Origin of the sequence: Paenarthrobacter sp. CCNWLY172 (assembly GCF_037402035.1) — a bacterium.
Taxonomy (GTDB): domain Bacteria; phylum Actinomycetota; class Actinomycetes; order Actinomycetales; family Micrococcaceae; genus Arthrobacter.
On the sequence record NZ_JBBEGB010000011.1, the window covers coordinates 56,927 to 76,735 of the forward strand.

General features: G+C 62.9%; 13 protein-coding genes. 3 read left to right on the forward strand and 10 right to left on the reverse strand.

All coding sequences use genetic code 11. The features are described from left to right. The 8 genes from WBN73_RS16950 to WBN73_RS16985 all read right to left on the reverse strand — a co-directional run bounded on the left by WBN73_RS16950 (nucleotide 1) and on the right by WBN73_RS16985 (nucleotide 12,140). Nucleotides 1-3,108, reverse strand: coding sequence for a glycoside hydrolase domain-containing protein (locus WBN73_RS16950; protein ID WP_337455612.1), 3,108 nt, complete (start codon nucleotides 3,106-3,108; stop codon nucleotides 1-3). Nucleotides 3,109-3,210: 102 nt separating this feature from the next. Then, a complete protein-coding gene (locus WBN73_RS16955) occupies nucleotides 3,211-3,975 on the reverse strand; it encodes a copper homeostasis protein CutC (RefSeq protein WP_337340875.1) in 765 nt (254 codons plus the stop codon). A gap of 9 nt (nucleotides 3,976-3,984) precedes the next feature. Beyond that, on the reverse strand, nucleotides 3,985-4,401 hold the full coding sequence (locus tag WBN73_RS16960; RefSeq protein WP_207597491.1) for an acyl-CoA thioesterase: 417 nt from the start codon (nucleotides 4,399-4,401) through the stop codon (nucleotides 3,985-3,987). 74 nt (nucleotides 4,402-4,475) lie between these two features. Continuing rightward, nucleotides 4,476-6,554, reverse strand: a complete 2,079-nt coding sequence (locus tag WBN73_RS16965) for an ABC transporter ATP-binding protein (RefSeq protein WP_278251949.1) — start codon at nucleotides 6,552-6,554, stop codon at nucleotides 4,476-4,478. Further along, nucleotides 6,551-8,284: an ABC transporter ATP-binding protein gene (locus WBN73_RS16970; protein ID WP_207596619.1), complete on the reverse strand. Its 1,734-nt coding sequence runs from the start codon at nucleotides 8,282-8,284 to the stop codon at nucleotides 6,551-6,553. The genes WBN73_RS16965 and WBN73_RS16970 overlap by 4 nt, the downstream gene beginning before the upstream one ends. Nucleotides 8,285-8,539: 255 nt before the next feature. After that, a complete protein-coding gene (locus WBN73_RS16975) occupies nucleotides 8,540-10,666 on the reverse strand; it encodes an MFS transporter (protein ID WP_337340876.1) in 2,127 nt (708 codons plus the stop codon). 8 nt (nucleotides 10,667-10,674) lie between these two features. Continuing rightward, on the reverse strand, nucleotides 10,675-11,157 hold the full coding sequence (locus tag WBN73_RS16980; RefSeq protein ID WP_207596617.1) for a MarR family winged helix-turn-helix transcriptional regulator: 483 nt from the start codon (nucleotides 11,155-11,157) through the stop codon (nucleotides 10,675-10,677). A gap of 83 nt (nucleotides 11,158-11,240) precedes the next feature. Next, nucleotides 11,241-12,140, reverse strand: a complete 900-nt coding sequence (locus WBN73_RS16985) for a LysR family transcriptional regulator (RefSeq protein WP_337340877.1) — start codon at nucleotides 12,138-12,140, stop codon at nucleotides 11,241-11,243. 94 nt (nucleotides 12,141-12,234) lie between these two features. Between WBN73_RS16985 and WBN73_RS16990 the strand changes: the two genes are divergently transcribed. Both WBN73_RS16990 and WBN73_RS16995 read left to right on the forward strand, forming a co-directional pair. Continuing rightward, entirely contained in the window at nucleotides 12,235-13,263 is a 1,029-nt protein-coding gene (locus tag WBN73_RS16990; RefSeq protein ID WP_337340878.1) for an MBL fold metallo-hydrolase, read from the forward strand. Nucleotides 13,264-13,297: 34 nt separating this feature from the next. Then, nucleotides 13,298-14,632, forward strand: a complete 1,335-nt coding sequence (locus tag WBN73_RS16995; protein WP_280627152.1) for an MFS transporter — start codon at nucleotides 13,298-13,300, stop codon at nucleotides 14,630-14,632. Between the two features lie 62 nt (nucleotides 14,633-14,694). Here WBN73_RS16995 and WBN73_RS17000 read toward each other — a convergent pair whose 3' ends face one another. Next, on the reverse strand, nucleotides 14,695-16,398 hold the full coding sequence (locus WBN73_RS17000) for a thiamine pyrophosphate-binding protein (RefSeq protein WP_207596616.1): 1,704 nt from the start codon (nucleotides 16,396-16,398) through the stop codon (nucleotides 14,695-14,697). Beyond that, on the reverse strand, nucleotides 16,395-17,456 hold the full coding sequence (gene speB / locus WBN73_RS17005; protein WP_337340879.1) for an agmatinase: 1,062 nt from the start codon (nucleotides 17,454-17,456) through the stop codon (nucleotides 16,395-16,397). The genes WBN73_RS17000 and speB overlap by 4 nt, the downstream gene beginning before the upstream one ends. 221 nt (nucleotides 17,457-17,677) lie before the next feature. Between speB and WBN73_RS17010 the strand changes: the two genes are divergently transcribed. Then, nucleotides 17,678-19,651, forward strand: a complete 1,974-nt coding sequence (locus tag WBN73_RS17010) for an APC family permease (protein WP_337340880.1) — start codon at nucleotides 17,678-17,680, stop codon at nucleotides 19,649-19,651. Nucleotides 19,652-19,809 lie beyond the last annotated feature (158 nt).

Sequence of the window (19,809 nt, forward strand, 5' to 3'; positions counted from 1 at the left end):
TCAGTATCCGATCGTGAGGAGGAGGCCGCGCTGCGGATCAAGGGTGATGGAATCGCCGGGCGCATAGCTCGCGGCGGGTTGGAAACCGGGGATCGCCGGGGCGATGATGCGGCTGGTGGCGGCAGCGACGTCGTCGAACAGCAACCTCACGTGTTCAGTGTGCCTGGCCCAGGAAGCCAGCGCCACCACCATTCCGCGTTCCGTGAGCCAGGTGGTGGCCCGGATGTCCGGATGGCTGGACCGCACGGGTGATTGCGGGTCCCAGAACCCCTGCATGTGGGCGTGCTCCAGCCCGGTTTCGGCCCAGAATTCCCAGAGCGGCCGGTTGTCGACGGCGGGCGCCCGGCCGGTCATGCCGAACACCATTCCCCGCCACGGATTGCCGCCGCCTTCCAACATCTCGCCCATAAGCCCGAACGGAATGCCGGACAGTTCCACCAGCCAATACTCGGGATCGGTGGAGTCATAGTCGAAATACTCCCCCAGCCAGAGCCTGTCCACATAGGGCAGTTGCTCCATGTACAGATTGGCCGAGGACGCGTACCCGTCGTGAGCCGTGAACTGGTTTGCAGAGTGAAGGTCTATCTCGGGACCGTCCACGCCACGGGCGTGGCAGGCCCTCTCCAGGACCTTGCGGACCCGAAGCATCGCGTGGCGGTCGTAGGCAATGTCGTCAAGATAGATGCCGTCGATCCCATCCTCCCCGCTGGCCAGCTCCTGCAAGCTGCGAACGTAGAAGTTCTCCCACCGGGACTCACCCGTCGTCACCACTGCGATGTCCTCCACATCAGGAGCGAACCAGGCGGACACGTAGCCGTTCCCGGCATGCTCCTGGAGCCAGATGTGTCCGGCGCCAGGACCATCGCTGAAGATCTCGTGGTCCAGTTGCAACAACGGCAGCAGCTCCGGGCTGTGGAACGTGAGCTCACGGACCGTGTTGTACACCTTGGCTTTCAGTCCGTGCCGGTGGCATTCGTCGATGTACTTCCGCAGCGGGTCCGCAGTCAGCAGGGGGTCGTTGATATAGGGCGCCGGTGCCGTGGCGTGGTGGACGTTGACTACCGTGGCTCCGGCAGCTGAGATGTCCGCGGGGGCCGCAGGCTGATGGAAGTAGCGCTTGGCCAAGTGGCGGCCGGGTTGGAGTGGTTTGAACGGTGTCAGGAGCAGGCGAAAGTTGAAGTCCAGTGGCTCGTTCGCCGCGAGCGTCCGGGCGCCGCTGAAGGCGTTCAGTGTCACGCAGCCCCCGCCGGTCCGGAGGGTGACCCCGCCGCGGACTGTGCTTTCGCCGCCTGCCTCCTGCCGATTGGCCCAGGACACCGGTTCCACCAACGGCTTTTCCCGGTAGAAATTGGTGTTCAGAGGCCGCTCGTAGCTCCCATCCCGAAGGGCCACCTGTATCCCCACGTTCACGTTCCCGAGCCATAGCGCATCCTGGTTCTTCGTCGCCACGTCCCACGTCCAGTCCAAGGACTCCGGACGCCGCCCGCCGGGAAGTCCCAGGCCCATCGCGAGCGGAACCGCAGCCTCTTGAAACTCAAGCTGCAGGCCGACGTCGTTCACGTCCGTGGTTCCCCCGGGACTGAGCCGCAGCGAGTACGAAACCGCTCCTTCGGCGTCGAGCACGCCGTTCAGCTCCAGAGCCAGCACGGCCTTGGCCTCCTTCAGCCCCGTCCACGTGGATCGCCACGAGATCCGGGCTGGCCCCTCCTCCCTGAAGGCTATTGGTGCATAGCTCCATTCGATGCCGTCGATGTCGAGGCACATCGGGCCACTGAAGAGCTCGACGTCGGGACCGTCCGTTGCGGTCACGGCGGCGGTGAAGGTCGACGTCACCTGCGCAGGGAGTCCCGACTCCGCCAACCGCAGGGACCTGCCCAGAATCCCCAACGTCCTGCTGGATTGGTCCAGCGTGATGGCCGTGAAAGGGCTGACGAGTTCCGCATCCTGGGCCACCCGCGAATCCAGCCAGGCCAAGCGGCGCAGCAAACGGGGATCGCCGAAGCCGCCGGCGGCAACCGCCGGGTCCGCACCGCTGTCGGCGGCCACGTCCAGCCTGACCTCAACCTCTTGGGCCGCTTGGCCGGCGGCAGTGACCCTCAGCAACGCTTCCAGAGTGGTTCCGGCTCTTTCCTGGGGGACCGGCAGAATCACATACAGCGCCTGCACCTGTCCGGCCGGAACAGCCAGGCTGGTGTGCCACGGCTTCCCAAGACGGTCTACGCCATCGGTGTTGAGGCAATGACCGCCGGCCGACGAGGTGACGTCGACCCTCACGCCGTGCAGATCCTCCAGCGCGTAGACGCCTACCTGGACCACGTAGTCCTCCCCCGGTTCTGCACTCGCGTGGAAGCTCCGCTGCGGTCCATTGATGACCCAATGCGCCGGCAGATCCCCTTGCATGGAGACCGGATTCAGCCGGTCCTCGGGGAAAAGCAGGAAAGCCTCGCCCGCATGTCTGGTGTTGAGTACTTCCACCTCGTCCGCCCGGGCCGTGAAGTTCATCGGAGCGAAGGAGTCGCGTCCGCTGGCGGCTTCATAACGGAGGACGGTTGCCTGGGGTAGTTCGTTGTCCGGATGTTCGGCGTCAGCCGCCTGCCACCACGGTGAAGGCACGACGCCGGCGGCCCACCCAGGCTCTGCCGATGGACGATGCGGGAGGTACTCAGCTTGGGGGTAGTGGGGCTTCCCCAGCATGGCGTAAGGCAAGTAATAGAAGAAATAAATCCCGTGGCCGTCGATCGCTTCGAAAACGATGCTTCCGGACTCACGGGTGGCCACTTCCACGATCACGTTCCGGACCCTGGAACCGGTCCTTTCCGAGACGACGATGACGTCCACCGACGCCGGGTCCTTGTCCTGTCGACGCCATGGGAGGACCACCCTGTGGGCCTGACCCGCGCCGTGGGGGGCTTCCACAACTTCCACGACGAATCGGTGGTTTCCATAGAGCAGCTTGTCCCATGCCCCCAGGCCACATTCCACCTCCGGGTGGCCTGTTGTCCTGTTGCTTGGGGTGATGATGGGTGGGGACGTGACGGCCGGTGAAACCGGCGTGGGCAGCGGCATCGCTGGGACTCCTGAAGGGTAGCGTCCGGGGCTTTTCACCACGTTGGTGAATCCTTACATCATCCCGGCCTTCAGAGGGCTCGTAAAGGGTTATTGCGATGCGTACTTACTGGGATTTCTGCCCCAAGACGGTGGACGTCCGGGTTATCTTGCGGCGGCCAGGTCCAGCGCGTTCACCATCGCCTTTGCTGCCCGAACCACTTCGCGGTCGGTGACGGTGTAGGCGGTGGGGTCTGCCCCATCCTGGGCGCCAAGGGAGATGGCACCATCCCCGAGGGTGGATACCGTCTTCTTGGCGGACAAGTGAACAGCGGACAGGCCCGCGGCGTGCATGGCAGGGATGTCTTCAAGGGTCAATCCTCCACCAGCCATGATTTCCACAGCACCCCCGGACCGTTCTGCCATTGCAGCCAAGGTCTTCAGACCCGCACCAGCGGTGGCTTCGTGTCCGGACGTCAGGACCCTGGTGAAGCCCAGCTCAACAAGCTGCTCCAGCACGGCCAACGGTTCCTTGGATTGATCGATGGCCCGGTGAAAGGTCAGCTGGGCTCCGGGGTTGGCCGCCCTGGCGGCTTCCACCAGGCGCTGGATCGTGTGAACGTCCAAATCTCCGGACGGAGTCAGCGCCCCCACCACCACCCCATGGGCACCCTGCGCCAGAAGGTGGCGGATCTCATGGACCATCGTGTCCACCTCCGAGGCTGAGTACCGGAAGTCGCCGGGCCTGGAGCGAATCAACGGATGGATCTCCAGACGGCCGTCAACGTGCTCCATGCTGGCTTCCATGAGCCCCTGGCTGGGCGTGATGCCACCCAGTTCCAGGCTGCTGCACAGCTCCACCCGGTGGGCTCCCTCAGCGGCAGCGGTACCCGCACCGGCGGCACTGACCACGGCAATTTCAAGTTTCATGCTGAAACTCTACGCGCGGTACCGCTCCAACTTTTCCTTCTGCCCGGGAGTGAGCCTGAGGACCCGGCCGGTGTCCTCGGCAACGAACGCCAAGTGTGTGGTGGCCTTGACGCAATCCTCCCGCGTAACAGGGTCCTTGATGACGTAGTGAAGATCGAAGCTTGCGCCTTTGACGGCACCAACCCAGATCTCCACGACAGCCGGAATGTTGCGGTACTCCAAGGTCCGGACATACCGGACCTTGTGCTCCACCACGAGTGTCATGATGCCTTCTTCAACGTCGTTGAACAGGGCAGCCGGAGGCTCTACGCCGGGAAGTCCCGCGCCGCGGGGAGGCCCGAAGGCTGCGATGCGGGCCTCCTCCAACATGCGAACGATCTGCACATTGTTGATGTGTCCATAAGCGTCCATGTCACCCCAGCGCATGGGTACAAGGACCTCAATGCGCTGGGGTGCAAGGGAATCCCGTGCAGGTTGCCCGGTCTTCAATGAATCGGTACTCAGCTGTGCACCGCCGTCGAATCATTCACAGCGGTCTCTTCCTCGCCGGCGAACTGCGACATGTACAACCGGTAGTACGCGCCTTGGAGGGCGAGCAGTTGGGTGTGGTTGCCCTGCTCCACGATCTTGCCGTTCTCCATGACCAAAATGGTGTCTGCGTCCCGGATGGTGGAGAGGCGGTGGGCGATCACGAAGCTCGTCCGGTCCGTGCGGAGGGCAGCCATGGCCTTCTGCAGCAGCAGTTCGGTGCGGGTATCCACGGAGCTGGTGGCTTCGTCCAGGATCAGCAACGAGGGATCGGAGACGAAGGCCCGGGCGATCGTGATCAGCTGCTTCTCACCAGCACTGACGTTGTTTCCTTCTTCGTCAATGATCGTCTGGTAGCCGTCAGGCAGTGCACGGACGAAGCGGTCCACGTAGGTGGCCTTGGCCGCCTCCATGATCTGCTCCTCTGTAGCGTCCAGGTTGCCGTACTTGATGTTGTCGTAGATGGTCCCGCCGAAGAGCCAGGCATCCTGCAACACCATGCCCACCTTGGATCGGAGCTCGGAACGGGTGAGGTCCTTGATGTCCACGCCATCCAAGGTGATCCGGCCGGCGTTGAGCTCGTAGAAACGCATCACGAGGTTCACCAAGGTGGTTTTACCGGCACCCGTGGGTCCTACGATCGCCACCGTGTGGCCAGGTTCAGCCGAGAAGGACAGGTCCTCAATGAGCGGCTTGTCCTCCACGTAGCTGAACGAGACGTGCTCGAACTCAACGTGACCATCGGTCTTGGAAGGCAGGTGACGTGTGCCGTTTTCTTCGACTTCTTCATCAGCATCAAGGAACTCGAAGACGCGCTCGGCAGAGGCCACGCCGGACTGGAGCATGTTCGCCATACCGGCGATCTGGCCCAGGGGCTGGGTGAACTCACGCGAGTACTGGATGAATGCCGTGGCGTCGCCCAGGCTCATGGAGCCCGACGCAACCCGGAGGCCACCCACCACGGCGATGCCGACATAGGACAGGTAGGACACGAAGTTCATGGCGGGGAAGATGACGCCGGACACGAACTGCGCACCGAAGGAGGCCTTGTAGAGTTCCTCGTTCTTGTCGTCGAAACGCTCCAGCATGTCGGCATCGCGCCCGAAGACCTTCACGAGGTCGTGGCCGGAGAACGATTCTTCGATTTGGCCGTTCAGTGCGCCGGTGTTCTTCCACTGTGCTGCGAAGAGTTTCTGGCTGCGGGCACCAATAACACCTGCCACGATGCCGGACAACGGCAGGGCGATCAAAGCAATCAGCGCCAACTCCCAGGACACGATGAACATCATGACCGTGATGCCAAGGACTGTGAGCACCGAGCTGACCAACTGGGAGAACGCCTGCTGGAGGCCTTGCTGGACGTTGTCGACGTCGTTGGTGACGCGGGACAGGATGTCACCGCGCTGGCGGGTGTCGAAGTAGTTCAACGGAAGCCGGTTGAGCTTGGCCTGGACGTCGTTGCGGAGCTTCTTGATGACCCGCATGACGATCCTGTTGAGCAACCACCCCTGGGCCCACAGGAAGATGTTGGCCACAAAATACATGAGGAGCACGATCGAAATCAGGAACGTCAGCTTGGGGAAGTCGATCCCGTTGGTGAGCTCCATCTTGGAGACCATGTCCGCAAAGTTACCCTCGCCCTGCTGGCGCATAAGCTCCACGAACTGCTCTTTGGAGACGCCCTCAGGGATCTGCTTGCCCATGACGCCCCCGAAAATGACGTCCATGGCATTGCCCAGGACCTTGGGGGCGATCACGTTAAGGACCACCGAGACGATGACGAGCCCGATCACGATGTACACGCCAACGGCCTCGGGCTTGAGCAAGCCCATGAGTCGCTTGGCGGACGGCCAGAACTCCTTGGCCTTCTTTGCCGGGACATCGCCGAACATGCCGCCATCGGCTTCTGAAGGGACGTATTCCTCTTCGACGAAGTCGTCGTCGTCAAGTGCTTCGGTTGCTGCTTCAGCCTCCGCTGTAGCCTTGGCATCCTTTGCGGCTTGTGCTTTGGCAGCCCAGCCGCGCTTCTTCTGCTGGTCCTGCTCGCTCATGCCACTTCCTCCACGCTCAGCTGGGATTCAACGATTTCCTGGTACGTGGGTGACGTCTCAAGCAGTTCGTCGTGCGTTCCGCGGTCAACGATCCTGCCGTTATCCAGCACGAGGATCTCGTCCGCGTCCGCGATGGTGGAGACACGTTGGGCCACAATAATGACCGTCGCATCCCGGGTTTTGGCCTTCAGGGCCTTTCGGAGCCGGGCGTCCGTAGCGACGTCCAAGGCAGAGAATGAGTCATCGAACAGGTAGACGTTGGGTTTCGTCACCAAGGCACGGGCAATCGAGAGTCTCTGGCGTTGTCCACCGGAGACGTTGGTTCCGCCCTGGGCGATGCGCCTGTTCAGGCCCGAAGACTTTTCCTCCACGAAGCCCTTGGCTTGGGCGGTTTCCAAGGCATCCCAGAGTTCCTCGTCAGTGGCGTCCGGTTTGCCAAAGCGCAGGTTGTGCTCGATGGTTCCGGAGAACAGATACGGCTTCTGCGGAACGGCCGATACCCGGCTGGTGATCTCTGAGGCATCCATGTTGGTGACGGGGACGCCGTCGAGCAGTACTTCGCCGGAGGCGACATCGTAAAGTCGCGGCAGCAGCGAAACCAGGGTGGTCTTGCCGGCACCCGTGGAACCAATGATGGCCAGGGTCTTGCCCGGCTCAGCAGTGAAGGAAATGTTGCTCAGCACCGGAGCCTCGGCACCGGGGTACTTGAAGGTGACGTCCCGGAATTCGACGCGTCCCTTCTTCTCTGCGGGAACCACGGGCGAGCTGGGGTTGTGGATGGACGGCTCGACATCGAGAACCTCGCCGATGCGGTCTGCACAAACCGACGCGCGGGGGATCATCATGGCCATGAACGTGCCCATCATGACGGCCATCAGGATCTGCAGCAGGTACTGGAGGAATGCCGTGAGCGCACCCACCTGCATCTCGCCGGAGTCCACGCGCTGGCCGCCGAACCAGAGAACGGCAGCAGTGGAGAGGTGGAGGATCATGCCGATGGCCGGGAACATCAGCACAAACAGGTTGCCGATTTTCACGGATACAGCTGTGAGGTCGTCATTGGCATCGCCGAAGCGCTTGGCCTCGTGGGGTTCACGCACAAAAGCGCGAACCACCCGGATACCGATGATCTGCTCCCGCAGCACGCCGTTGATGGCATCGATCTTGGTCTGCATGGAGCGGAAAAGCGGCATGAGCCGGACCACAAGGTAGCCCACAACCGCTACCAGGACGGGAACGGAAACCCACACGAGCCAGGAGAGGTTGAGGTCCTCGCGGAGCGCCATAATGATGCCGCCAACGCACATAATAGGCGTGGACACCATGAAGTTCAGGCCCATGAGCACCAACATCTGAACCTGCTGGACATCGTTGGTTCCACGCGTAATCAGTGTGGGAGCACCAAACTTGTTGACATCCTGGGCGGAGAAACTACTCACCTGACGGAAGACGCTGCGGCGCAAATCCCGACCGATCGCCATGGCAACGCGGGAGCCGAAGTACACGGCGACGATGGCAGTGAGCACCTGCCCAAGGGCGACGGCGAGCATGAGCGCACCCGTCTGCCAGATGAAATCGGTGTCGCCTCGGGACACTCCCTCATCAATGATTCTGGCGTTGAGGCTGGGGAGATAGAGCGTGGCGATGGTGGACGCCAGCTGAAAGATCAGCACGGCCACAATCTGCGGCAAATACGGCTTGGAATAGCGCCGTATAAGGGTGACAAGCATGCCCACGGGTCCTTAGAAAAAGTGCGCGAATGAGATAAGAGAAGTGTTGCAGCAAGGGCTGACAGTATTAGCCTCCCTACTCTACGAAATCCGTTGCCCGGGCGAAACAACCTACGGAAAAGATCATCCCAGCGGAGTATTTGCCGTGTCGCAGGTGCCCGGGCAGCAGTCGGCACCAGAAACCCGGAGACGGCAAAAAGCGCCGGCTGGAATCCCAGCCGGCGCTTCCGTCCGAACCTCTTCAGACCGGTGGTGTCAGCCTGCGTGCTTGCCGTGGTCCGGACGCGCTTCCACGCCTTGGAGAAGCAGTAACGCCATCCGTTCCTGCTGCCGGCGTTCCCGCTTCAGTTCCTTTCGGATTGCTGCGAGTTCCTCGGCGGTGCTGGCCTGCTGTTCAGCGATGGCCTGCTGCTCCCGCAACCTCGCCTGCAGTTCGACGTTGGCACGGCTCAGCTGCAACTGCTGTTCGGCCAGGACGTATTGGGTGCGTGACAGTTGCTCCTGCACTTCCCTCACGTCATTGCCCGCATGCGGGCGTTCCTGCGTAAGGATCCTGGCGAACTCAAGATCCAGGTCGGAGCCGGAGTCCGGACTGGAGGTAGTGCGTTCGGTGTGCGGAACCTGACGTTCGCCCACCGGAACCTGACGCCCGGCACCCAGGGTGCCGGCGTCGTCGTCGTCCGCGTTCAGACCGTCAGCAGTCAGACCGTCAGCCTTCAGATCCTCCGCCTTCAGCGCGTCCATCGACGCCGTGTCCAGGGACATCCCGGCGTCCGAGGAGGCCGTCGCAACAAGTTCCTTCTCCGGAGCTGCATCCACGGTTCGGCGCAGCGGCCGTTCCTTGATGAAGAGCACTGCCAGGAGTGCCACGACGCTGATGATCGCGGAGATCAGGAAGATCTGGGCAGTCGCGTCGCCATAGGCAGCCCTCATGATGTCGGCGACGGGGGCGGGCATATCGGCCAGGTCCATGCTGGCACCGGAGGCACCGCCCTGGACAGGAATACCCGCAGCCGCCATGCCTTCAACGGCCAGGTCCTTCACATGGGTGGACATGATGGCACCCAGGACGGAGACACCGATCGCGCCACCGACCGAGCGGAAGAACGCCACCGAAGCACTGGCCGTTCCGATGTCCTTTGCCTGGACCGTGTTCTGCACGGCCAGCACCAGGTTCTGCATCAGCATGCCAAGGCCCAGGCCAAAGACGCCCGTGTAGATCGCCACGATCCACAGTTCCGTGGTGTGGTCCATGGTTCCAGCAAACGCCAGCCCGCCGATCAGCAGGACGGAGCCGGCGATCAGGAACCTCTTCCACTTACCGAAGCGGCTGATCAGGATGCCGGATGCGACCGAACCAATCAGGTTGCCGGCGATCATCGGAAGCGTCAGCAGGCCCGCCTCCGTGGGCGTAGCACCGCGGGCAACCTGGAAGTACTGGCCCAGGAAGGTAGAGGAACCGAACATGGCGATGCCGACGGCAACCGAGGCAACAATGGCCAAAGCCGTGGTGCGCTCGGAGATGATCTTCAGCGGAATGATCGGCTGTGCAACCTTGGTTTCCACGAACACCAGGACGGCCAACAGGGCAACGCCGCCACCCACCATGAGGGCCGACTGCCAGGAGAACCAGTCGTAGTAGTCCGGGTTGCCTGCGAAGGAAACCCAGATCAGGAGCAGGCTCACGCCGGAGGTCAGCAGGATGGAACCGAGCCAGTCGATCTTGGCGGGGCGTTTGATGTGCTGGATCTTAAGGGTCACCTGGAGCAGGATGAGTGCGACGACGGCCAGCGGTACGCAGACGAAGAACGTCCAGCGCCAGCCGAGCGGGCTGTCAACGATGAATCCACCCAGCAGCGGGCCACCCGCGGTGCCTACAGCCATGACGGCGCCCATGTAACCGGAGTACTTGCCACGATCGCGCGGCGGGATCATCGAACCGATAATGGCTTGCGCCAAGGCGGTGAGGCCACCCATCGCCACACCTTGGATGACGCGGGCGGTCAGCAGCAGCGGGATGGTTTCGGACAGGCCCGCCATCACCGAGCCGGCCACGAAGATGATGATGCTCAGCTGGACCAACAGCTTCTTGTCGAAGAGGTCAGCGAGTTTGCCCCAGATGGGCGTGGTGGCCGCGTTCGCAAGCAGCGCGGCGGTAATGACCCAGGCGAAGTCGGTCTGCGTGCCCTTGAGCTCGGACATGATGGTGGGCAGGGCGTTGGCAACAATGGTGCTGCTGAGGATCGCCGTGAAGAAGGCTGCAAGGAGCCCGGTGAGGGCTTCCATGATCTGCCGGTGGGTCATGGGCGCGGCGGCCTTGCTGGCCGCGGGGCTCACTGGGGCGTCCACCGCCTTGGTGTTCTGAACTGCTGGTGTGGCCATGGTGGCTCCTAAGCTGTCTGGTGTGTTGTGATGGAGCCGGCCGCCGTTGCCCGGATTGAGTCCTTGAGGGACACAGTGAGTTTGTTGATGACCTGGGAGGCCTCGAGGGCGTCTGCCTCGCTCCAATCCGCCAGGTAATCCCGCAGTCTCACGCTGCGTTGTTCTTCGAATTCGCGCAGCTTGGCCGCGCCACTTTCTGTCAGGGCGAGGAGTTGGGCCCTGCCATCCGCAGGATCCGGTCGCCGCACCACAAAGCCAAGGTCCTCAAGCTCGGTGACATGCCTGCTCAGGACCGGAGCGCTGACGCCCAGGCGTGTGGCCAGTTGGGTAGCCCGGGCCTCCCCCTCGCCAATGAACCGCATGACCCCTTGGAGCGCCATTCCGACGTCTGGAACGCGGGCCATGTGGGCGGTCACCACGCAACGTAGGGTGCGCTGGAGGTCGAAAATTTGATGAACAAGATCTGTTGCCGTGGCCGAACCGACGGACATGGAAAACACCCCTCTTTTTGTTTGCCTAAAGCAACTATAACTCAGATTGATTGCTTTGGGAAACTAAAGATGAGCATTAGGGCTTAGCGGGCCAGGTGGATCGCCGCCTCAATGACCTCATCCACCCTGCGTGGCCGCTTGATTCCCGGGGGCACAGCCGCCACGAGCCAACTCTCAGGGAGATCATCCTCAATAGGCACCAGGGCAACTTTGGCGTCCGCGTAAACAGGCGCGACCCCCGGCCACGCGTGAGTCACGGAGATGGCCCTTCCACTGGCCACCACGCCGCGGATGGTCTGCGCCACCAGGCTTTTCCAGCGGACCCTCGGCTCAATGCCCGCCGAGAGGAACATGGCCGTGACGCGCTCGGCACTGGGCGGCACGTTGAAGAGGATGACATCCTCGCTGGCAAGGTCGGCGAAACTTAGCGATGCCCTTCCTGCCAACGGGTGGCTTGCAGCCAGCATGAACTGCGGACGCGATTCCACTACCTTGACCACATCCACGCCCGGCACCACCTGAAGGGAGTAAACAAAGGCAAGGTCCAACTCGCCCTCCCCCACCGCCTTCTGCAGGTCTTCGGCAGCGCCCTCCACGAAGTCGAGTTCCACCTCAGGCCACTTCTCGGCGAAATAGCCAATGAGTTCCGGGATCACCCGGGGCGAGATTGCCACCATGCAGCCAATGGACACCCGGCCGCGCATCTCTTCATGGGACCGCATCAGCGCCCCGGCCTGCAGATCCGCCGTTTCCCCGAGGATTCGCCGGGCACGGACGCCCAGCTCAAGTCCCGCCGGCGTAGGCTCCACCCTCTTCGCGCGGGTCCGGATGAGCAGGTCCAGGCCGAGGCTTTTCTCCAACTGGGCGATCGCCATTGAGGCGGCGGCCTGGGAAACATTGCTTTCACTCGCAGCCCTGGTGAGCGAGCCGTGATCGAGCACCGCCACAAAATACTCGAGTTGGCGCAGGGTGAACTCTGCCATCAGTTCTCCTTATGAACTTCTTTGAATTGATTGATTATACAAGCGCAGTGAGCCGGGCCACACTGGAGGAAAGCCATCGTCGAAGGAGACACTCGTGACACTGACGTCATCCCTGAAGCCCCATATCGTCACCCTGGGAACTGCTGGCGGGCCCAGATGGTGGGCGGCAGCGGATTCCGGTGAGCGCACCGGAATAGCCACCGCAGTGGTGGTCGGAGAGGCCTTCTACCTGGTGGACTTCGGCCAAGGCGCCGGACGCAGGCTAAGCCAGTCCGGCCTGGAGCTCAAAGATTTGAGGGCGCTCTTCATCACCCACCTCCACTCGGACCACGTCTATGATCTGGCCGGCCTCGGCATCTTTGGCCTGTACGCCCTCGCAGACCGCGCCCACAACCCGGTGAGAATCATTGGACCCGGAAATCGTGGTGAGCTGCCCCCGGTGTCGCCACGCGCCGTCGTCGATCTTCTTCCTTTGGCGCCGGAGAACCCAACGCCGGGCACCCGGCAGATGTTCGAGCAATTGATGGCCGCTCACGCCACGGACCTCAATGACCGCATCCTGGACAGCCTGCGGCCCAGCCCCCTGGACATCTTCAAAGCCGAAGACATCCGGATACCTGCACAAACCGGCTACCACCCCAACAACAACCCGACGCCGGACATGGAACCGTTCGAGATTTACCGCGACGAGTTGGTAACAGTGACCGCCATCCTGGTGGAACATCCTCCAGTGGCGCCGGCCTTCGCCTTCCGCTTCGATACTGCAGAAGGTTCCGTGACCATCTCCGGTGACACTGCCTATACGGAAAACATGATCACCCTGGCCCACGGCACGGACCTGCTGCTGCACGAGGCCATCGACTTCGACTGGGTGGAATCGCTGTACGCCGATAAGACCGACGACGGCAGCCGTGCCGCCCGCGACCACCACTACAAGTCCCACACCAGTGTCCGCGAGGCAGCCAAGCTGGCAGATGCCGCCGGCGCCAAGCACCTTGCCCTGCATCACTTGGTACCCGGGCACGCCTCCACGTCCGTGTGGCTCGAAGCCGAAGAGCACTTCACCGGAAGATTCACCGTTCCCAACGATCTCGACGTCATTCCGTTCGCGCGCCAGCGCTGATGCGCGAACCCCATCCCCGGAACTGAGGAACCACATGAGCTCAGCACCATCCCAGGACACCCTCCCTGAAGCACCCGGCGGTGTGCCTGAAAACTCCATGAAGTCCAAGGACATGCGCCGCATCCTGGCGTCCAGCTTCATCGGCAGTGCAATCGAGTACTACGACTTCATGCTCTACGCGACTGCCGCCAGCCTCGTTTTCAACAAGGTCTTTTTCGCAAATCTTGGCCCCGGCTTTGCCCTCTTCGCATCCTTCGTCACCCTCGCCGTCGGGTACGTAGCCCGCCCCCTTGGTGGCCTGATCTTCGGACACTTCGGGGACAGGCTGGGCCGCAAGAAGATGCTGGTCCTCTCCATGCTCATCATGGGCTTCGGCACCACCATGATCGGTTTGCTGCCCACCACAGCCCAGATCGGGATTGCCGCACCCCTTGCGCTTGTGGTCCTCCGGCTGGTCCAAGGCGTGGCGGTGGGCGGCGAATGGGGTGGCGCTGCGCTGATGGCCATCGAACACGCACCCAAGAAACACCGCGGCTACGCTGCGGCTTTCGCCAACGCCGGCGGACCCGCAGGAGCCATCCTTGGCACCCTCGCACTGTCCCTGTTCGCAGCATTGTCCGGCGACGATTTCCTGACTTGGGGTTGGCGGGTACCGTTCCTGCTCAGTGCCGCGCTGATCGCGGTGGGCATGGTCATCCGCCTCAAAGTGTCCGAAACACCTGCTTTCCAGAAACTTGAAGCAGAGGGAGCCAAGCGGCGGGTGCCTCTGCTGGATGTGCTCAAAAACAACCGCCGCGCCGTGGTGCTCGGTTTGCTCGCCACCACTGCCTTCTACGTTTGCCAATCGATGACCACGGTATGGGGCGTATCGGTAGCCGTGGAGAACGGTGCCGACAAGAACGGTGTGCTGAACATCAAAGCGTTCGCAGCGTTGCTGACCTTGATTATCTGCTTCTACTCGGCGCGACTCAGCGACAGGATTGGCCGGCGTCGGGTCCTCATCGGCGCATCCCTCTTGGGTGCCGTTCTTGCTTACCCCATCCTGCTGCTCATCGACAACGGCGAACTGTGGGCATTTGCCCTGGCGATCGTGCTGGGAAACGGCTTGGTGCAAGGCTTCCTCTACGGTCCTATCGCCGCCTACGTGGCCGAACAATTTCCCACCCGCAACCGCTACACAGGCGCTTCGCTGGCGTATCAAGGTGCCTCGATGGTGGGTGCCGGCTTCACACCCATGATCGTCGCAGGCCTGAGCCTCGCGGCCGGCGGTGGACTGTGGCTCATCGCGATTTTCTGGATCGCCACGATGCTCGCTGCAGTAGTTGCAGTGAAACTGACTCCCGAGGGCACCCATCGCGAACTCGACTAAGTGTCCTTAAACAGCCAGCCCCCGCACGGATCACCGTGCGGGGGCTGGCTGCTTTGGGATGTTTAGTCGTCCAAATGCGTGGGGCCGAACATCTTCAGCAATGTTTCAACCACGACGACGTTGGGTCCGTCCGCTTCGAAGGAGGCCTTGAGCGCGTCCCCCACTTCTTCCGGTGCTACCCGGCGTGCCGGGACACCGAAGGACTCGGCAAGCTTCACGAAGTCCGGGCGCGCGAGCTCGGTGGCCGTGGCCTGACCGAAAGCGCCCACCATGTACTCACGGAGGATGCCGTAACCGCCGTCGTCCACGATCAACCAGGTGACCGGGACGTTGTGCTGCTTGGCCGTGGCGAGCTCGGAGATGGAATACATGGACGAGCCGTCACCGGACACAGCGAGCACACGACTCGGTTTGCCCGTGGTCTCCAACCCGACGGCACCACCGATGGCAGCCGGGAAACCGTAGCCGAGGCCACCGGCGCCTTGGGCGGAGTGGAACTGGCCCTGCCGGGCGTCCCAGCAGCTCCAGCCCCAATAAGCGGAAATGGTCATGTCCCAGAACGTCTGCATGTCGGCCGGGACGGCCTCGCGGATGTCCGACATGAACTTCAGTTCCTTGGCAAGGTCCTGGGATTCCAGGCGGGCCTTGACCTTGGCCAGGGAATCCTTGACTACGTCTTCCGGGCTGGTGCCGTGCCAGGATCGCGTCACCTTGTCCGCGGCCCCTGCCGCCGCGAGGGCTTCGTCCAGTGCTGCGAGGGCCTGGCCGGCGTCGGCACGGATGCCCAGACCCGGCCGGTTGGATTCGAGGACACGGGGTTCGGCGTCGATCTGGATGATGCGGCCGCGGGGTTCGAACGTGAAGTAGTTGGATGTCACTTCGCCCAGCGACGAGCCGATCACAATGAGGACGTCGGCGTCTTCCAGGACGTCGGTCATGTACCGGTCCTCGATCCATGACTGCAGGGACAGCTCATGGGTCCACGGGAACGCACCGTTGCCGCCCGGAGTGCAGATGACCGGAGCACGGAGCTGTTCGGCGATGGAGAGCAGCGACTTCTCAGCACGGCCACGGCGTGTACCGCCGCCTGCGATGATCGCCGGACGTTCCGCCGTCGAAAGCCACTTCACGGCCTCGCGGATCAGCTCGACGCGGGGCGGGTTGTCGAATGCCTCGGCGAGGGCGTCCTCAACCGGGGGCACCATGATCGGGTCCAGCAGGACATTCTGCGGAATTTCGATCCAGACCGGACCCTGCGGCGAGGAAATCGCTTCAGTCCAGGCGTCCTGGATGGCCGACGGGATACCGGAGGCGTGCTGGATCAGTCGCTGGCTCTTGGTGACGTTCGCGGCCGAAGCCTTCTGGTCATCAAGCTGGTGCAGCATGCCCTTGCGACGTGCGCCCAGGCCGTCGAGCGGGATCTGGCTGGCGACAACCACCATGGGAACGCCCGTGGCGTAGGCCTCCTGCAAACCTGCCAGGGACGTCAACGCGCCCGGGCCGGTGGACAGGAACAGCACACCTACCTCGCCGGTGGCGCGGGAGTAGCCGTCGGCAGCGAACGCCGAGTTGTTCTCCACGCGGGAGGAGACAAAGTGGAGGTTGCCGCGGCCCATGGCGTCAAAAAGACCCAGTGCGTGCTGGCCTGGAATACCGAAAACGGTTTTCGCACCCAGCGCTTCAAGGGTCTCGACGACGAGGTCCCCGCCGTTGCGCTGGTTGGTCCCCTTGGTGGGCGCTGCCGTGCCGGGATCAAAATCAATCATCGCTGGTCTCCCGTTGCCTTGGCGAGCTCTGCGATGCGGGCGCCCAGTGCCTGCTGTGCATAACCGTTCGGGGCACCTTGGCGGTCACCTTCGACGGCGTTGTCTGCCATGAGGGTCACGAGCTCGTAGGCTACGTGGCTGCCTGCCACACCGGTAATTTCTGCGTGGTCATACGCCGGGGCGACTTCCACGATGTCCGCACCGACGAGGTTCATGCCGCGGAAGCCACGGATGATTTCGAGGAGTTCGCGGCTGGTGATGCCACCGGCCTCGGGGGTGCCGGTACCCGGGGCGTGGGACGGGTCCAGGACGTCGATATCGACGGAGATGTACAGCGGACGGTTGCCGATGCGGTCACGGATCTTGGCCACAGTTTCCAGCACGCCCTGGTAGTAGACGTCTGCGGAGGTGACGATTCCAAAGCCGAAGCGGTGGTCGTCGTCAAGGTCCTTCTTGCCGTACAGCGGGCCGCGGGTACCCACGTGGCTGATGGCTTCGGTGTCCAGGATGCCTTCCTCGACGGCTCGCCGGAAGGGCGTGCCGTGCGTGTACTCGGCGCCGAAGTAGGTGTCCCAGGTGTCCAGGTGTGCGTCGAAGTGAAGCATGGCGATCGGCTCACCGGCGCGCTCCGCGGCTGCGCGGAGGAGGGGCAGGGCAATGGTGTGGTCGCCACCCAGGGTGACCAGCTTGCTGCCATTGGCCGTGAGGTCCAGGGCGTTCTGCTGGACGGTTTCGATGGCCTCGTTGATGTTGAACGGGTTCACGGCCATGTCGCCGGCGTCGGCAACCTGGATGTTCTCGAACGGGCTCACGTCCCAGGCGGGGTTGTACGGGCGGAGCAGGCGACTGGCCTCGCGTACGTGGTTGGCGCCGAAGCGCGCGCCGGGGCGGTAAGAGACGCCGGAGTCAAAGGGAACGCCAACTACCGTGACGTCGGCTTTGGAGACCTGATCCAGGCGGGGCAGGCGGGCATAGGTGGCGGCACCGGCATAGCGCGGGATGCGGGACGAATCGATGGGACCAAGGTTGCCGTTGGCCTCAATACGGAGCTCTTCCAAAATGCGCCACTCCTTAGTGGATAGCTGGGATAACTGTGACACCCATCATACACTCAAAGTTGCCTAATATGCATCACCTGTTTACAAATTGATTTTGATGGCGCGCTTCATGAGATGCCGGTCACAGTGGGCGTAAAGATTCCATAAAAACCGGGGTCCCGGCGTCGAAAGCGGCCATACGCTCCTTGCGGAAGCAGCACCGTGCTGCACGAAAGGACACAGTGACAACCTTGTCGAGGCCTCCGGCCGATCCGGCCAACCGGCCAAAGAACTCCTTCAAGCTCAAGCCCTGGCTGCTGGAAGGAATGCCGGACACCTCGGGCAAGAGGCAAGGCCCCCACGGCCGCCCGTCGGACGCCCACAAGCCGCAAGCCTGGTGGAAGGTCATGTGCCTCACCGGCCTGGACTACTTCTCCACGCTCGGCTACCAGCCCGCCATCGCCGCACTGGCAGCGGGTCTGCTGTCCCCCTTGGCCACCCTGCTCCTGGTGCTGGCAACCCTGGCCGGCGCACTGCCCGTCTACCGGCGCGTGGCCCGCGAGAGTCCTCGCGGCGAAGGCTCCATTGCCATGCTGGAACGACTCCTCCCCCGCTGGGGCGGCAAGCTCTTTGTCCTGGCCCTCCTGGGATTCGCCGCCACGGACTTCATGATCACCATCACGCTCTCAGCTGCCGACGCCACAGCACACTTGATCGAGAACCCCTTCGCGCCGCACTTCCTGGAAGGCCAGCACGTTGTCATTACACTGGCTTTGATCGCCGGGCTGGGTGTGGTCTTCCTTCGCGGATTCAAGGAAGCCATCAATGTGGCAGTGGTACTGGTGGCAGCGTTCCTGGCACTGAACCTTGTGGTCATCGTCGTATCCATGACCCACCTCTTCACCGAAGCCGGAGTCATTACCGACTGGTGGACCGCACTCACCACCTCCCACGGCGACCCCATCATGATGATCGCCCTGGCCCTTCTGGTCTTCCCACGCCTGGCACTGGGACTCTCCGGTTTTGAAACCGGCGTGGCCGTCATGCCCCAGATCAAGGGGCACGCCACAGACACCGAAGCAAACCCCGCAGGCCGGATCAAGGGCGCCCACAAGCTCCTCACCACGGCCGCCATCATCATGAGCTCGTTCCTCATCACCTCCAGCTTCACCACCGTCATGCTGATTCCAGCCGCCGAGTTCCAGGACGGTGGCAAAGCAGAGGGCCGCGCGCTCGCCTACCTTGCCCACAAGTTCCTCGGCGACGGCTTCGGCACCGTCTACGACGTCAGCACCATCGCCATCCTCTGGTTCGCCGGAGCGTCCGCCATGGCCGGGCTGCTGAACCTCGTTCCCCGATACCTGCCCCGCTACGGCATGGCCCCCGCCTGGGCCCGGGCACTGCGCCCGTTGGTCCTGGTGTTCACCGTGATCGCCTTCATCGTCACCATCATCTTCCAGGCCGACGTCAACGCCCAGGGTGGCGCGTATGCCACCGGCGTACTGGTCCTGATCACCTCGGCTTCCATCGCAGTCACCCTGTCCGCACGCCGAAAGAAGCAACGTGGCCAGTTCATCGGCTTCGGAATCATCTCCCTCGTCTTCATCTACACCACAGTGGTCAACTCGATCGAGCGTCCTGACGGCCTGAAGATCGCGGCACTCTTCATCCTGGGCATCATGGTGGTCAGCTTCATCTCCCGCATGCGGCGCGCCTTCGAGCTCCGGGCCACCCACATCAAAATGGACGAGAAAGCCCTGGAATTCACCGCCAATGCTTCCGAGGGGCCCGTCCGGATCATCGCGCATGAACCAAAACACCTCAGCGCCAGCAGGTACCGCGAGAAGCTACAGCACGCCCAGCAGGCCAGCCACCTGCCCGTCGACTGCGACGCCGTCTTCATCGAGGTCATTGTGGATGACAGCTCGGACTTCGAACAGGAACTCCAGGTTGTGGGCAAGATCCGGCACGGTTTCAAGATCCTTGAAGTACACAGCAACAACGTCCCCAACACTGTGGCGGCCGTGCTGCTCCACATCCGGGACGTCACTGGATTCATGCCCCACATCTACTTCCGTTGGACCGAGGGCAACCCGATTTCAAACCTCAGCAAGTTCCTCTTCTTCGGCGAAGGCGAGATCGCGCCGGTGACCCGGGAAGTGCTGAGGGAAGCCGAGCCGGACATCACCCGCCGGCCGTGGGTGCACGTGGGCTGACCGCCTGCTACCCCGCGCGCTCCTTCCCGGTTGGTTGCCGCCGGGGTGCCGCCGGCCCACGGATTTCCGGGGCTGGCGGACCTTGGGTGCTCAAGGAAGGGCCAGCAACCGGGGAGGAGCGCGCTGCCAACTTACCCACATACCGGAGATCGAGCCTT

What these genes read in the sequence shown, in the direction of transcription:
- WBN73_RS16955 (WP_337340875.1), bottom strand. Translation starts at nt 3,975, where the DNA reads ATGAAACTTGAAATTGCCGTGGTCAGTGCCGCCGGTGCGGGTACCGCT.
- WBN73_RS16960 (WP_207597491.1), bottom strand. Translation starts at nt 4,401, where the DNA reads ATGCGCTGGGGTGACATGGACGCTTATGGACACATCAACAATGTGCAG.
- WBN73_RS16965 (WP_278251949.1), bottom strand. Translation starts at nt 6,554, where the DNA reads ATGAGCGAGCAGGACCAGCAGAAGAAGCGCGGCTGGGCTGCCAAAGCA.
- WBN73_RS16970 (WP_207596619.1), bottom strand. Translation starts at nt 8,284, where the DNA reads ATGCTTGTCACCCTTATACGGCGCTATTCCAAGCCGTATTTGCCGCAG.
- WBN73_RS16975 (WP_337340876.1), bottom strand. Translation starts at nt 10,666, where the DNA reads ATGGCCACACCAGCAGTTCAGAACACCAAGGCGGTGGACGCCCCAGTG.
- WBN73_RS16980 (WP_207596617.1), bottom strand. Translation starts at nt 11,157, where the DNA reads ATGTCCGTCGGTTCGGCCACGGCAACAGATCTTGTTCATCAAATTTTC.
- WBN73_RS16985 (WP_337340877.1), bottom strand. Translation starts at nt 12,140, where the DNA reads ATGGCAGAGTTCACCCTGCGCCAACTCGAGTATTTTGTGGCGGTGCTC.
- WBN73_RS16995 (WP_280627152.1), top strand. Translation starts at nt 13,298, where the DNA reads ATGAGCTCAGCACCATCCCAGGACACCCTCCCTGAAGCACCCGGCGGT.
- WBN73_RS17000 (WP_207596616.1), bottom strand. Translation starts at nt 16,398, where the DNA reads ATGATTGATTTTGATCCCGGCACGGCAGCGCCCACCAAGGGGACCAAC.